Annotated in this window: 12 protein-coding genes; 8 read left to right on the top strand and 4 right to left on the bottom strand. The window is 53.3% G+C overall.

The window, feature by feature from the left end; all coding sequences use genetic code 11:
* Window positions 1–100: 100 nt before the first annotated feature.
* Window positions 101–577, top strand: a complete 477-nt coding sequence (gene tsaE / locus ACMYUL_RS05200; protein ID WP_003767098.1) for a tRNA (adenosine(37)-N6)-threonylcarbamoyltransferase complex ATPase subunit type 1 TsaE — start codon at window positions 101–103, stop codon at window positions 575–577.
* On the top strand, window positions 559–1818 hold the full coding sequence (locus ACMYUL_RS05205; protein WP_415772414.1) for an N-acetylmuramoyl-L-alanine amidase: 1260 nt from the start codon (window positions 559–561) through the stop codon (window positions 1816–1818). The genes tsaE and ACMYUL_RS05205 overlap by 19 nt, the downstream gene beginning before the upstream one ends.
* Window positions 1819–1913: 95 nt before the next feature.
* Here the strand turns inward: ACMYUL_RS05205 and ACMYUL_RS05210 are convergent, their stop codons facing one another.
* Window positions 1914–2576, bottom strand: coding sequence for a hypothetical protein (locus ACMYUL_RS05210; protein WP_415772416.1), 663 nt, complete (start codon window positions 2574–2576; stop codon window positions 1914–1916).
* Between the two features lie 279 nt (window positions 2577–2855).
* Here ACMYUL_RS05210 and ACMYUL_RS05215 point away from each other — a divergent pair, with 279 nt between their 5' ends.
* Complete coding sequence (locus tag ACMYUL_RS05215) at window positions 2856–3206, top strand: helix-turn-helix domain-containing protein (RefSeq protein WP_003756443.1); 351 nt, start codon at window positions 2856–2858, stop codon at window positions 3204–3206.
* Complete coding sequence (locus ACMYUL_RS05220) at window positions 3110–4006, top strand: IS3 family transposase (protein ID WP_415772418.1); 897 nt, start codon at window positions 3110–3112, stop codon at window positions 4004–4006. The genes ACMYUL_RS05215 and ACMYUL_RS05220 overlap by 97 nt, the downstream gene beginning before the upstream one ends.
* 228 nt (window positions 4007–4234) lie before the next feature.
* On the opposite strand, the gene ACMYUL_RS05225 is transcribed toward ACMYUL_RS05220, so the two are convergent.
* Window positions 4235–5083, bottom strand: coding sequence for a DUF6891 domain-containing protein (locus ACMYUL_RS05225; RefSeq protein ID WP_070513087.1), 849 nt, complete (start codon window positions 5081–5083; stop codon window positions 4235–4237).
* 105 nt (window positions 5084–5188) lie between these two features.
* Entirely contained in the window at window positions 5189–6193 is a 1005-nt protein-coding gene (amgK, locus tag ACMYUL_RS05230) for an N-acetylmuramate/N-acetylglucosamine kinase AmgK (RefSeq protein WP_415772420.1), read from the bottom strand.
* A 69-nt stretch (window positions 6194–6262) separates the two neighbouring features.
* Here amgK and ACMYUL_RS05235 point away from each other — a divergent pair, with 69 nt between their 5' ends.
* From ACMYUL_RS05235 to ACMYUL_RS05250, 4 genes are all read left to right on the top strand, one after another.
* On the top strand, window positions 6263–8671 hold the full coding sequence (locus tag ACMYUL_RS05235; protein WP_415772422.1) for an LPS-assembly protein LptD: 2409 nt from the start codon (window positions 6263–6265) through the stop codon (window positions 8669–8671).
* Window positions 8668–9663 (top strand): peptidylprolyl isomerase, encoded by a 996-nt coding sequence (locus tag ACMYUL_RS05240; protein ID WP_415772424.1) that lies wholly within the window; start codon window positions 8668–8670, stop codon window positions 9661–9663. Before ACMYUL_RS05235 ends, ACMYUL_RS05240 begins: the two co-directional genes overlap by 4 nt.
* A 534-nt stretch (window positions 9664–10197) precedes the next feature.
* Window positions 10198–10938, top strand: coding sequence for a Slam-dependent surface lipoprotein (locus ACMYUL_RS05245; RefSeq protein ID WP_342031694.1), 741 nt, complete (start codon window positions 10198–10200; stop codon window positions 10936–10938).
* A 111-nt stretch (window positions 10939–11049) separates the two neighbouring features.
* Window positions 11050–12489, top strand: a complete 1440-nt coding sequence (locus ACMYUL_RS05250; protein WP_415772426.1) for a surface lipoprotein assembly modifier — start codon at window positions 11050–11052, stop codon at window positions 12487–12489.
* Window positions 12490–12660: 171 nt separating this feature from the next.
* On the opposite strand, the gene ACMYUL_RS05255 is transcribed toward ACMYUL_RS05250, so the two are convergent.
* Window positions 12661–13416 (bottom strand): class I SAM-dependent methyltransferase, encoded by a 756-nt coding sequence (locus ACMYUL_RS05255; RefSeq protein ID WP_415772428.1) that lies wholly within the window; start codon window positions 13414–13416, stop codon window positions 12661–12663.
* Window positions 13417–13544: the final 128 nt, after the last annotated feature.

A 13544-nucleotide genomic window follows, 5' to 3' on the forward strand; every position in this document is an offset into this window, starting at 1 on the left:
CCGATTGAACATCTTTATCTAACTTTATCCTCCCTTATGTTTGCAAATGCCCGTAAATACAGCATAATTAAGGTCTTTAGAACACGATAAGGCTGATTTCATGAGCGAGGGCGCAACCTTTTCCCGCCGGCTTCCCGACGAAGAGTCCACACTCGAGTTGGGCGGAAGTTGGGCAAAATCGCTGCGTGCGCCATTGGTCATCCATCTGCAAGGCGATTTGGGCGCGGGGAAAACCACGTTCACGCGCGGCATCCTGCGCGGACTCGGACACACCGGCGCGGTCAAAAGCCCGACCTACGCCATCGTCGAATCCTACCCGCTGGAAGCGTTCACGCTCCATCATTTCGACCTTTACCGCTTTGCCTCGCCCGAAGAGTGGGAAGATGCGGGTCTAGACGACCTGTTCTCCCCTGACAGCGTCTGCATCATCGAATGGCCGCAACAGGGCGGCGCGTTCACGCCGCCCGCAGACATCACCGTATCCCTGAATCACGCCGAGCAGGGCAGAACCTGCACCGCTACCGCACACACCGCCAACGGACAAAAAAGTTTAGAAGCATGGTTAAATTCAAACTGACACGAAGACAAGTCGTCCGCCAAACTGCCGGACTGTTGTTCACCCTCACGCCGATTGCCTCCGCCCTCGCCAAAGCCGCGCCGCCCGCCCAATTCGTCGCCGCCCGTATTTGGCCTTCGCACGCATATACCCGCATCACCATCGAAAGCTCGCGCGCGCTGCAATATCAGCATTTCGCCTTGGAAAACCCCGGCAGGCTCGTCGTCGACATCCAAAACGCCAACATCAACAGCGTCCTGCAAGGCATTTCCGGCAAAGTCCTGCCCGACGACCCCTACATCCGCAGCATCCGCGCCGGACAAAATACCCCGACGACCGTGCGCGTCGTGATCGACCTCAAGCAAAACGCTCATCCGCAAGTCTTCTCGCTTGCCCCTGTCGGCGGCTTTAAAAACCGCCTCGTGATCGACCTTTATCCGCACGGCGTCGATGCCAACGACCCGATGATGGCGCTGCTCAACGGTAACCCGCCGAAACGCATGCAAACCCAACGTCCTGCCGAGCGCACAAACATTGCCCAAGACACGCCTGCGCGTTCCAACCGCGGCGGACGCCGTCCCGTCATTATGATAGACCCCGGTCATGGCGGCGAAGACCCCGGCGCCATCGGACCCAGCGGCTTGAAAGAGAAAAACGTCGTCCTCTCCATCGCCCGCGAAGCCAAAAACCGCCTTGAAAGCATAGGCTACACCGTTTACATGACCCGCAACGAAGACATCTTCATCCCATTGGGCGTGCGCGTCGCCAAAGCCCGCGCCCGTAATGCCGACGTGTTCGTCTCCATCCACGCGGACGCCTTCACCAGCCCGTCCGCGCGCGGTACCGGCGTGTATATGCTCAACACCAAAGGTGCGACCAGCTCCGCCGCCAAATTCCTCGCCCAAACCCAAAACAACGCCGACGCCATCGGCGGCGTTGCCAAAAGCGGCAACCGCAGCGTCGATAATGCCATTCTCGACATGACCCAAACCGCCACCATGCGCGACAGCCGCAAGCTCGGACATTCCGTCCTGACCGAATTGGGCAAACTCAACCAACTCCACAAAGGCCGCGTTGACGAAGCCAACTTCGCCGTCCTGCGCGCGCCCGACATCCCGTCCATCCTCGTCGAAACCGCCTTCCTGTCCAACCCGACCGAAGAGCGGCTGCTCGGCAGCGATTCCTTCCGCCGCCAATGCGCCGACGCCATCGCCACCGGCATCCAAAAATACGTCAACAACGCCGTATTGCGCAGAGGTTAAACTGGGTTTGCCGGAAAAGATAAAAGGTCGTCTGAAACGGTTTTTCTGTTTTCAGACGACCTTTTGAATTCATACAAGCTATGGCTTGCTTATATTTATAATTGTCTAAATTTCCAATAATCTCTCCCTTCAATTTTCCAGTAACAGAATTCGTCTGGTATTAAATATCCAAAATCCATTGCTTTTGAAAACCAGACGTCATAGACATAATCTTCATGACATCTGTCCCAATCCATATGCAGATACACTTCCGTATCAAAATTGATATAGAACAAAGGCAGCCTCGAAGAAATCTGATTGATTTTTAAGAAATCGCTTTGCTGGCCAGAGTCTGAGATAGGATCATTGTACGACAGCTTGTTCTCAACAACGGAATATAACCTTACTGCTTCAGCAGAAGTAAACCCCTGAAACATCAGTTCCTTCAATTCATCCTTTTTTAATACAATGACTGAATCTGATTGAAGATAGCTTTCGAAATTGTCCTTAGTTAACTGCCAGATGCCGTTTCGGTAATAATAACTATTCATTTCATCCTGATATTGTTCTAACGTAATATTACCGTTTTTAAAATCCAAATCTAGGTCTAATTTCATGTTTAATATGAAATTTTCCAAATTATCTATAATAAATAATACGGATTTATTTATGACAAAAATAGATAAAGCTTTTCTATGATTAAACAAAGAACAAGTTAATTCATCTATATAGAAATTACTTTTTATAGCGACCAAACTCTTTTTTAAATTGTTTTTCATTTAAAACTCTCGCTTTAGAGGAATGTTTTTCTAAAAGAACCTCCCAAACTGGAGGTATTTTGTAAAGGTTTCAGCTTGTGCGGTTTGTTGGAAGAAAGTGCTCATGAGAAATCCCCTAAATGTCTTGGGTGGGAATTTAGGAGATTTTGGGGAATTTTGCAAAGGTCTCGGCTAATTTGTTACTCCAATGAAAAAGGTCGTCTGAAACCCTGTTTCGGGTTTGAACTGCACCCCAAAAGTTGGACACATCCCCTCCAACTCACAAGGTGCAGTTTTTTTATGAGCAAATATACATTACACTTCAAATACCAAGCCGTACTCCACTACTTGCATATACGCAGCCAACAGCGTACTGCAGACCACTACGGCATTTCCCGAACCCACCTGAGACGATGGATACGCGCCTATCAAGAAGGCGGTATCGGCGCACTCGAACATCCCCAATCCAAAACCATGCCCCAACACCGCAAAAACCCCTTCATCGCAGATAAACCCGACCAAGAAAAAACACAGGCAGAGCTTATCGAAGAGTTGTGCTATATGCGCGCAGAGGTCGCCTACCTAAAGGAGTTAAAAGCCCTCAGCCAAAAACAGACCGAAAAGGACAAAGCCAAACCGTCCAAACACTGAGGGCGCAACACCCGCTCAAATACCTGCTGCACATCGCAAACCTGCCCAAAAGCAGCTTTTACTACCACCGTCAAGACCGGCCCGACCCCGACGCAGCCGACAAAGCCCTTATCGCCGAAATCTACGAACAGCATAAAGGACGCTACGGACAAAGGCGCATTGCCGCAGCATTGGGTTGGAACCGCAAAAAAGCAGCGCGGCTGATGAGGCAGCTAGGACTGAAAGCCCTCATACGGGCGAAAAAAGCCTACCGCCATCCCGCCATGGGCGAGATATCGGAACACCTCCTCAAACGCCGGTTCACAGCCCGAAAGCCCAACGAAAAATGGCTGACCGACGTGACCGAACTCAAAGGAAAGGACGGCAAACTGTACCTCTCGCCAATATTGGACTTGTTCAACCGCGAAATCATCGCCTACGCCATGAGCCGCAATGCTAACAGCGAAATGGTGAAGGAAATGCTCGAAAAAGCCGCCCCCCATCTGACCGGCGAAGGAACGATGCTTCATTCTGACCAAGGTGTGCTGTACCGTACGTCGGGATATAGGGAATTGCTTGCCCAACATTCCATGGTTCAAAGCATGTCGCGAAAGGCGAATTGTTGGGACAATGCACCGATGGAAAGCTTCTTTGCGGTGTTGAAGACAGAGTGTTTCTATAACGCAGGTGAATTGACGGTGGACGAATTGATGAAGCAGATAGATGACTATATGGATTACTACAACCGGGAGCGTTGCAGTTTGAAATTGAAAAAGCTGAGTCCTGTCGCATACAGAACCCAGCTTGCACAGAGCGCCTGAATAGGCTTTTATGAGTGTCCAAGATTTGGGGGCCAGTTCAGTTTTCAGACGACCTTTTTATCTGATATCACTAACTCAAAATGCCCAAACCATTAAGAGAATAAAAAAATATAGTGGATTAAATTTAAATCAGGACAAGGCGACGAAGCCGCAAACAGTACAGATAGTACGGCAAGGCGAGGCAACGCCGTACTGGTTTAAAGTTAATCCACTATATAGTGAAACTGATTAGCTTGCTAGGGCAGCGTAAAACGGTTGCAACCATACATTGATGTAATCATCCGGATTACCACTCCATTCCGCATCGAAGCCTTGCTGCTGCAATAAAGAAACTATGTTATCCGCCAATTCAGCAATACCGCTTTCATCCTCCGCAATCATGCCGTAGTTCAGGTATAGACAACCAAATTCCCTTGCCCGATTTTTATTAGGCTCAGTATAGAAGCAGTAACCCGTGAAACGGCTGCGGTCGGGCTGCTGTTCCAATTTATCGAAGCATTCAGCAATACATTCTCCAACGGTATAGCTTGCGTTAGGTATAGCGATGATGCCTGCGCGTTCCAGTTGGGCAAAGGCTTTTTTGATTGCAGCTGTGGTTTTACGCCATGTGGCGGTATCGGTGCGCTGTTCGGGATATTTGGGCAGTGGGGGCGGTTCGGGAAGCGGCTGTCCCGTCAGTGTGCTGAGTAGTTGTTGAACGGCTTTTTGTTCTTGGAGATTGTCGATGCAGTCCACCACATGCCTGCCGTCGGATTCCAGCGTGGCTAAATCTGCGCCGTTGTCGATCAGGAATTGTACGATTTCAGTGTCGGGGCAGAATTCAGCGGCTATCCAAAGCGGCGAACGCGGGTGGCTGCCTTTGCTGATTTGATTGATCGGGCAGCCTGCATGAACCAAAAACCGCACCAATTCAAAATTGACATTGCCGCAATTATCAGCAACAAGTGTTTCGTGCAGCGCGTTGAAGCCGTATTTGTCCGTCGTGAAAACGGTTTGGGGATCAGCTTGAACCATATCCTGCACGGCAGCCAAATCGCCGGCACGGGCGGCAGCGCAGATATCGGAGTATTTGGGCATGGGCCTTTCCTTTAAAACGGAACAGATCGGATGACAAGATGTTTGAACGGAATGGTTTTACAGCCTGCACCGTTGGGTGGCACAGGCTGTTTCCGTTACAAAAGGCTAAAACGTAAACCCGGTTTCCAATTCATAATCGCCGACCAGTTCGACCAACAGCGCGTAAAGCGGTGCAAGTTCGGTGTAGCGGCGGGAGGTGCGGCGCAGGTAGTTGAGGAAACGCGGGATTTCGGGGCGGTATTTGTCTTTGCCGTCGCGGTAGTACAGGCGGGCGAAGATGCCGGCGACTTTCAGATGACGCTGTACGCCCATCCATTCAAACCAGCGGTAAAACTCGTCAAACGCGGCGGGTACGGGCAATCCGGCGGCGCGGGCTTTTTCCCAGTAACGGATGACCAAGTCCAATACGAATTCTTCTTCCCATTCGATGAAGGCGTCGCGCAGGAGGGAAACCAAGTCGTAGGAAATCGGGCCGTAGAGTGCGTCTTGGAAATCGAGTACGCCGGGTCGGTCGGTTGTGAGCATGAGGTTGCGGACGATGAAGTCTCGGTGGACGTACACCTGCGGCTGGGCAAGCAGCGGCGGCAACAGAGTGTCTACGGTTTGCTGCCAAAGCTGGCGTTGTTTGAAGTTGAGTTCGCGTCCGAGTTCTTTGGCGACGAACCATTCGGGGAAAAGGTTGATTTCGCGCAGCATGATGTCGCGGTCGTACTCGGGCAATTCGCCCGCGCGGCTCGCTTTTTGCAGCTCGACCAGTTCGTCTATGGCTTCAAGCAACAGGACTTTGTGTGCATCCGTGCCTTGCTCTTGCTGCATGGCGGTCAGGAAAGTGGTGCTGCCCAAGTCGTTGAGCACCATAAATCCTTGCGCTTCGTCGACGTGCAATACTTGGGGAACGTTAAGCATATTGAAAAGTTTTTGCACTTTTAGGTAAGGAGCGACGCTCATTTTATCGGGCGGCGCGTCCATGCAGATGACGGTCTTGCCGTCGGCAAACGTAGCGCGGAAGTAGCGTCGGAAGTCGGCATCGGCGGCGGCGAAGCTCAATTCGAAGTTTTGTTCGGGATAGACGGCGTGAAGCCAATTTTGTAATTCGGTTTGTCGTTGCATAGCGGTGTCGCGGATTTTCAGGTTAAAATAACCGCTATTCTAACTGGCAAACCGATTTAAGGGGCGATTTTGGCTCGTTTATTTTCACTCAAACCATTGGTTTTGGCGTTAAGCGTCGGCTTCGGCGCGGAAGGGGCATATGCGCAAAATGCATCTTTGCCGCAACCTGCCGATTACGAGCCGGTAAAGGCCACCCCGCCTGCGGTTCAAAGCGTGGAGAACCATCGTCCGGCCGATCAGGACAAATTGTCCTTAGGCGATACCTGCCTGTTTTGCCAGCATCAGGCTTCCGAAGCAAACAAGCAACCTGAAATCAAACGCAGTGGCGAAGAAGCCCTGCCGCAGGATTACACCCGCGTGATTGCGGACAAGGTTGCCGGACAGTCTAAAGTCGCCGTCCGCGCCGAAGGCGATGTCATCATCGAGCGCAATCAGGAAGTGTTGAACGCCGATTGGGCGGATTACGACCAAACCAGCGATACCGTCAGGGCGGGCGACCGCTTTACGTTGTATCAAGACGGTTCGACCGTCAGCGGCGATACTTTGGTGTACAACCTGAAAGACAATACCGGCTCGAGCGAATACGTCCGCGTCGATGCCGAAAAAGACGGCCGCCGCCTCCAAAGCGTCAGCGAAAAGGCGGAAATGAAAGGCAAAGGGCTGTACAAGCTCATCAATACCAAATTCAATACCTGCTCGCCCGGTGATGCGAGTTGGTTCATCAAAGCGAAAAGCATCGAAACCGATCAGGAAACGGGCATAGGCGTGGCAAAAGACGCGTCGCTGGTGTTCGGCGGCGTTCCCGTACTTTATACGCCTTGGGCGGATTTCCCGCTCAACGGCCATCGCAAGAGCGGTCTGTTGGTGCCGACCTTGTCAACCGGTTCGGACGGTTTGGAACTCGCCCTTCCCTATTATTTCAACCTCGCCCCCAACTTGGACGCCACCTTCCGCCCCGGCATCATCAGCTCGCGCGGCGTGCAGCTTGGCGGACAGGTCCGCTATCTCGAGCCGAAATTTAACGGCGTCATTGACGGCGATTGGATGCCGCACGATAAAAAACGCCATGAAAACAACCGCTATCAAATCAAGTTTGACCACAACCACCAACTGACCGACAAACTCAGCGGCGGCATCAACTTCAATCAAGTTTCAGACGACAATTACTACCGCGATTTCTACGGACGCGAGGACATTGCCAGCAACGTCAACCTCAACCGCCAATTGTGGCTGAACTACGGCGACAATATCTGGGGCGGCTCTTTTGACGGCGCGTTGAACGTACAGAAATACCAAACCCTTGCCAACCAAAACGGTTACAAAGACGAACCCTACGCCATCATGCCGCGCCTGACCGGACGTTGGCAGAAAACCATAGGCAAGGCGAATATCAACGTATTCAGCCAGTTCACCCGTTTCGTCCACGACAGCAAACAAGACGGCAGTCGTACCGTGCTGTATCCCAGCGTGCGTTGGGATTTCAACAACCAATGGGGTTATATCCGTCCGAAAATCGGCGTACACGCGACTTATTACGACTTAGGCTCGTTCGGCAACCAATCCAGCCGCCGCGTCAGCCGCGTATTGCCGATATTCAACGTCGATACCGGCATGACCTTCGAGCGCAACGCCAATGTGTTCGGCAAAGCCTATCTTCAAACCCTCGAACCGCGCCTGTTCTACAACTACATCCCGACCAAGTCCCAAAACGACTTACCCAATTTCGACACCTCGGAAAACAGCTTCTCTTACAACCAACTTTTCCGTGAAAATCTGTACGTCGGCAACGACCGCATCAACTCCGCCAACAGCCTGACCGCCGCCGCGCAAACCCGATTCCTCAATCCGAACAACGGTGCCGAGCTGTTCCGTGCCGGCATCGGACAGAAGTTTTATTTCAAAAACGACAACGTATTGCTGGACGGCAGCGTCGGCCGTTATGAACGCAGCCAATCCGACTGGGTCGGCTTCGCGCACGGCAAACTGAGCGACAGCATCCATGCCGGCTTCGATATCCACTACAACCAAAACGAAAGCCGCGCCGAAAGCTACGCCGCGACCGTCCGCTACAATCCCGAACCGGGCAAAGTATTGAGCGCGCGTTACAAATACGGCCGCAACGAACGCATTTACCTGCAATCGGACGGCAACTATTTCTACGACAAAATCCGCCAAATCGATTTGGCGGCGCAATGGCCCATCCGTAAAAACCTTTACGCCGTCGCACGTTACAACTACGAAATCCAAGCCAAGAAACCGCTTGAAATCTCGGTTGGCGCGGAATACAAAAGCGATTGCGGCTGCTGGAGCGCGAGCCTCGTCGGACAACGCTACGTAACCGGCGAAAACAGCCGCAAAAATGCCGTATTCTTCAATCTCCAACTCAAAGACCTGAGCAATCTCGGCAACAATCCATTTGAAAAACTGCGCTTGGCCATTCCCGGCTACAGCAAAACCAACGAGGTAGTTACCCCATGAACGTCAAACCCCTGATTCTTGCCGCCGCACTCGGTCTGGCATTGAACGCACACGCCGCGCCCAAAGCCGCATCCAAAGGCAAGCCGGTCAAAACGCAGAAAGCAGCAAAACAGGCAGCGGCAGCCACGCCTGCCGATTCGGGCGCCGTACGCCTTTCCGACGGCATCGCCGCCATTGCCGACAACGAAGTCATTACCCAGCGCCAGCTGGCACATGCTATTGCCGAAGCACGCCAACACCTTCCCAAAGGCACGCAAATCAGCGAAGACGAACTCCGCCAGCAAGTCCTGGCGCAACTGGTCAACCAATCCCTGATTGTTCAAGCGGGCAAACGCCGCAACATTCAAGCGACCGATGCCGAAATCGATGCCGTCATCGCCCAAACGCCGTCGCTGAAAAATCCGTCCGCACACACCCGTCGTGAAATCGCCGACACCATCATTATGGAAAAAGTGCGCCAGCAGGCCGTGATGCAAAACAGCCGCGTCAGCGATGCCGAAGTCAACAGCTTCATCGAACGCGCGCGCCAACAAGGCGTTGCCCTGCCCGAAGGCGAACCGATGCGCCAATACAATGCGCAACACATCCTGATTAAAGCCGACAACGACAACGCGGCGGCAGGCGCGGAAAGCACCATCCGCAAAATCTACGCGCAAGCCCGCAGCGGCGCTGACTTTGCCGGTTTGGCGCGCCAATATTCGCAAGACGGCAGCGCGAGCAGCGGCGGCGATTTGGGCTGGTTCGCCGACGGCATGATGGTTGCGCCGTTTGAAGAAGCCGTCCACAAACTCAAACCCGGTCAAGTCAGCCCACCCGTACGCACGCAATTCGGCTGGCACATCATCAAGCTTAACGACGTCCGTGACGCCGGTACGCCCGAAGAGCGTCAACGCAACGCCGTACGCCAATACATGTCCGAGCAAAAAGCCCAACAGGCTACAACCAACCTGCTGCGCGACCTGCACTCAGGCGCGTATGTCAACATCCGCTAATAATGTTGTTGAAAAAGGTCGTCTGAAAAGTTTCAGACGACCTTTTTTTGTTTGAGGACAACTTCCCTCTAACACATCAGCCTAATCGCAAATCGAATATCCATCGGGACAAAACAACGTAACCACGGGCAATTTGGCGGACAGCATCATACCGTCCGCGCCGATTCCAAATATAGTGGATTAACTTTAAATCAGGACAAGGCGACGAAGCCGCAGACAGTACAGATAGTACGGAACCGATTCACTTGGTGCTTCAGCACCTTAGAGAATCGTTCTCTTTGAGCTAAGGTGAGGTAACGCCGTCCTGGTTTAAAGTTAATCCACTATACATCTTAACCAAAAATAAATATTCTTATCTCATTAAGACACTCCCTAAAACATCCGCTAATTCTCCTCTAACATTCCCCCTCTAGAATGATGTTCAAGAAAAAAGAAAAACAAAAGTCTCCTCACATAACGAACGATAGTCTGCTCACACTGACACCGACGGAACATTATTTTCCCAACCATCGTTTTTCCCCTAAGGAGCGTATCATGAAACTGAATCTGCAAAAAACCACCGCTGCTGTTTTGGCTGTTTTGTTCAGCGCAGGCGTATTTGCCGCCAACAATGCCTACAATCCATTTGATTACGGTTACCAAAACCACAAATACGGCAAAAAATGGGGCAAACCCGCATCTGAAGCCGAAGGCGAAAAAGTGATGAAACACGCTGCCTACCGTTCAGGCGTACACTACACCAACGTAAACCGCATGCCCGGCAATGTAGACCGCAACGGCGTCAAAACCGTACAGGTTAACGACGCATACACCCGTCAAAACCTCGGCCGCTATGCGTTCAACACCATCAAGAGCGGCGGCTCTGAAGTGTACTACGGTGAATGGGTCGGCAAAGAATACGCTAAAGGCACCAATCGTGGCGTTTTCTACTCTGGCGACAAACGCGCTACCTCTATGCCGGTATCAGGCGTAGCCAACTACGCAGTTAAAGGCATCAACAACTACACCGGCAACAACCCGATGGCGGGTACTTTGCGCGCAGACTTCGGTCAACGCGTCTTGGCGGGTTCTATGAAGAACAACGCGGTAAACATGGATGTCCATGCCCGCATCAAACCGTCTAGCGCATCGTTTGAAGGTTATGCCCGCGCCAACGGCCACTTCGGTAAAACCGAAGGCCACTTCTTCGGTCACAACGCAAGCGCGCTGGCCGGTGTTGCCAAGTTTAAAACCGACCGCAACTTGGATACGGCATACGGCGGTGTAAAACGCTAAAATCCGTAGTTAAGTAAAATAAAGCCTGCTTCACGCAGGCTTTTTTAAACACCAGCCCGCCAACCACCTTCTCAAGGTCGTCTGAAAACCGCCGACCGGAAAGCCGACATCATGTACAAACCGTCTGCCTGCCTTCTCCTCTTTCTCGCCGCCCCCGTCCTTGCCGCGCCACGTTCTGACTTTTCAGACGACCGTACCGCACAACGCCTGTGGCAGGACACCCGCCAAACCATGCAGGAACAGGAACAAAAAGTGCGCGAATACCGCCTCGACATTCCAGCCGAAAACATCGGGCAGGCAGCCGAAACCAACCCCGAAGCCGACCAAGGCGAAGCCCTGTTTAACGCCGTCAACCGCAGCGACTGGCAAACCGTGCGCCCGCTGCTTGAACGTTATACACAGCAAACCGAATACGACCCCGACATCGCCCTCTTTGCCCGCGCCTCGCTTGCCCGCGGCGAAGGCAGATGGAAAGCCGCCAAACAAGACTACGAAACCCTGCTGCAACGCCACCCCGACTTCACGCGCGGACGGCTCGATTACGCCCGCCTGCTCTTTGAAGGTCGTCTGAACCGCGAAGCCACTTCCGAATTTATGCGCCTTCAAAACGAAGACCTGCCCGAAGCCGTCAAAGAAAACATCGGACATTTCCGCGATTCCTTAAACCAACGCCAAAGCTGGCAGGGCAGCCTTTCCGTCGGCGCCGTCCACAACAGCAACATCAACGAAGCCAGCGGCAAAACGTGGTGTAAAACCGAAATCGACGGCGAATGTTGGGAAGAATTTTCAGGCGACAAACCCATTTCCGCCAACGGCATCAAATACGAAGCCGCCGCCGTCCGCCGCTGGCAGATTAAAGGACACCACGGCATCGCCGCCCGCGCGCTCGGCTACGGCCGCTTCTACCGCGACCATAAAGACTTCAACGAACACACGCTCAACCTCAGCGCAGGCTACCAGTTTGAAAACCACCGCCACACCTTCGCCCTTGCCCCGCTTGTCGAATGGAACGGCAGCGGCGGCAAAACCCTCAACCGCGCCTACGGCGTGCGCAGCGAGTGGAACCTCGACAAAGGCAGCTGGACGTGGAACACCGAAGCCGAGTGGAAACACCTCTCCTATTCCGACAAAACCCGCCTGCTCGACGGCAACCTCATCTCCGTTTACAACACCCTGTCCTACTTCCCGCGCAACGACCTCATGCTCTACGGCGGCATAGACTGGCAGCAGCGCAAAGCCAAAGAACCGGTGGACAGCTACCGCCTCATCTCCGCACGGCTGGGCGCGGCAAAAATGTTTGAAGCCGGCTTCGACGCCTCCGCCTCCGCCACCTTCGGCATCCGCAGCCACCGCGAAGAAAACGCCGTACTCGAACAACGCCGCCGCGACAAAGAACAAACCTACCGCCTCAGCATAGGCGCGGACCGCTGGAAATTCGCCGGCCTCAAACCCGTCCTCAGCTACAAACACCGCCGCGTCCACGGCAACACCGACTGGCTGTACAGCTACAAACAAAACGAAGTCGGTCTGTCGCTGGTCAAATCGTTCTAACGCAGGACGCAGAAACACAAAGGTCGTCTGAAATTCAGTTTTCAGACGACCTTTTCGCGTTTTATAGTGGATTAAATTTAAATCAGGACAAGGCGACGAAGCCGCAGACAGTACAGATAGTACGGCAAGGCGAGGTAACGCCGTACTGGTTTAAAGTTAATCCACTATAAATTATTCCCCGTCTTTAACCGGATGATCAGGCAAGTACACATCGAAGCGGGTGCTTTTGCCCGTGTATTGGTAGGCGGGTTTTTCGCCGTTGAGAAACTCGCCGAGTCGCGGGCGTTTGACGACGACGCGTTTTTTGGCGACGGCGCGGGCGGCGGCAAGCAGCTCGGCTTCTTCTTGGGCAGCACCGACGACGCTGTGGAAATACGCCATTTCTTTTTTGACGGCGGCGGATTTTTGGCGTTCGGGGTACATGGGGTCGAGGTACACGATGTCGGGGCGCGATTGGGTGGCAAGTTCGCGCATCAATTCGACGGCGTTGCCATAATGGAAAGTCATGCGGCGGGCGATGTCTTGAATTTCAGGCTCTTGCAGCGCGCGTTCGAGGCCGTCGGCAAGCAGGCAGGCGACGGCGGGATGCTGCTCGAAAGTGTGGACGTTCAAACCAAGCGAGGCGAGGACGAAACTGTCGCGCCCGAGTCCGCCGGTGCCATCCCAGACGGTCGGTTTGGCTGTATGGTTGACCGCCTTGGCAATCAGCTCGCCGCCGCCTTTGGTGCGTCGGTATTGGGCTGCACCGCCGCCGAAATCGACACGGACGCGCCCCTTCTCCCCCGCGCGGCACAAGCTGACGCCTTCCGCATCGGCAAGCAGGTATTCGCCGCTGTCGGGCAGGTCGGACAAAATCGGAAGCTGGAATTGCCGTGCCAAACGGCGGGCGTGTTCGGTGGCGGTGTCGGCGAGATAAATGGGCGTCATAGCGGTTGCGGGTCGGGTCGTCTGAAAAAGGCGGATTATATAGTGGATTAAAATAAAAATGAGACAAGGCGGAAACGCCCGCCGTGTACGGGTAGTACATAAGGGCGTTGGCAATGCCGTATCATTGC

Origin of the sequence: Neisseria sp. CP9 (genome assembly GCF_047758525.1) — a bacterium.
Lineage (GTDB): Bacteria > Pseudomonadota > Gammaproteobacteria > Burkholderiales > Neisseriaceae > Neisseria.

What these genes read in the sequence shown, in the direction of transcription:
- amgK (WP_415772420.1), bottom strand. Translation starts at nt 6,193, where the DNA reads ATGCAACGACAAACCGAATTACAAAATTGGCTTCACGCCGTCTATCCC.
- ACMYUL_RS05240 (WP_415772424.1), top strand. Translation starts at nt 8,668, where the DNA reads ATGAACGTCAAACCCCTGATTCTTGCCGCCGCACTCGGTCTGGCATTG.
- ACMYUL_RS05205 (WP_415772414.1), top strand. Translation starts at nt 559, where the DNA reads ATGGTTAAATTCAAACTGACACGAAGACAAGTCGTCCGCCAAACTGCC.
- ACMYUL_RS05210 (WP_415772416.1), bottom strand. Translation starts at nt 2,576, where the DNA reads ATGAAAAACAATTTAAAAAAGAGTTTGGTCGCTATAAAAAGTAATTTC.
- ACMYUL_RS05225 (WP_070513087.1), bottom strand. Translation starts at nt 5,083, where the DNA reads ATGCCCAAATACTCCGATATCTGCGCTGCCGCCCGTGCCGGCGATTTG.
- ACMYUL_RS05245 (WP_342031694.1), top strand. Translation starts at nt 10,198, where the DNA reads ATGAAACTGAATCTGCAAAAAACCACCGCTGCTGTTTTGGCTGTTTTG.
- ACMYUL_RS05215 (WP_003756443.1), top strand. Translation starts at nt 2,856, where the DNA reads ATGAGCAAATATACATTACACTTCAAATACCAAGCCGTACTCCACTAC.
- ACMYUL_RS05250 (WP_415772426.1), top strand. Translation starts at nt 11,050, where the DNA reads ATGTACAAACCGTCTGCCTGCCTTCTCCTCTTTCTCGCCGCCCCCGTC.
- tsaE (WP_003767098.1), top strand. Translation starts at nt 101, where the DNA reads ATGAGCGAGGGCGCAACCTTTTCCCGCCGGCTTCCCGACGAAGAGTCC.
- ACMYUL_RS05255 (WP_415772428.1), bottom strand. Translation starts at nt 13,416, where the DNA reads ATGACGCCCATTTATCTCGCCGACACCGCCACCGAACACGCCCGCCGT.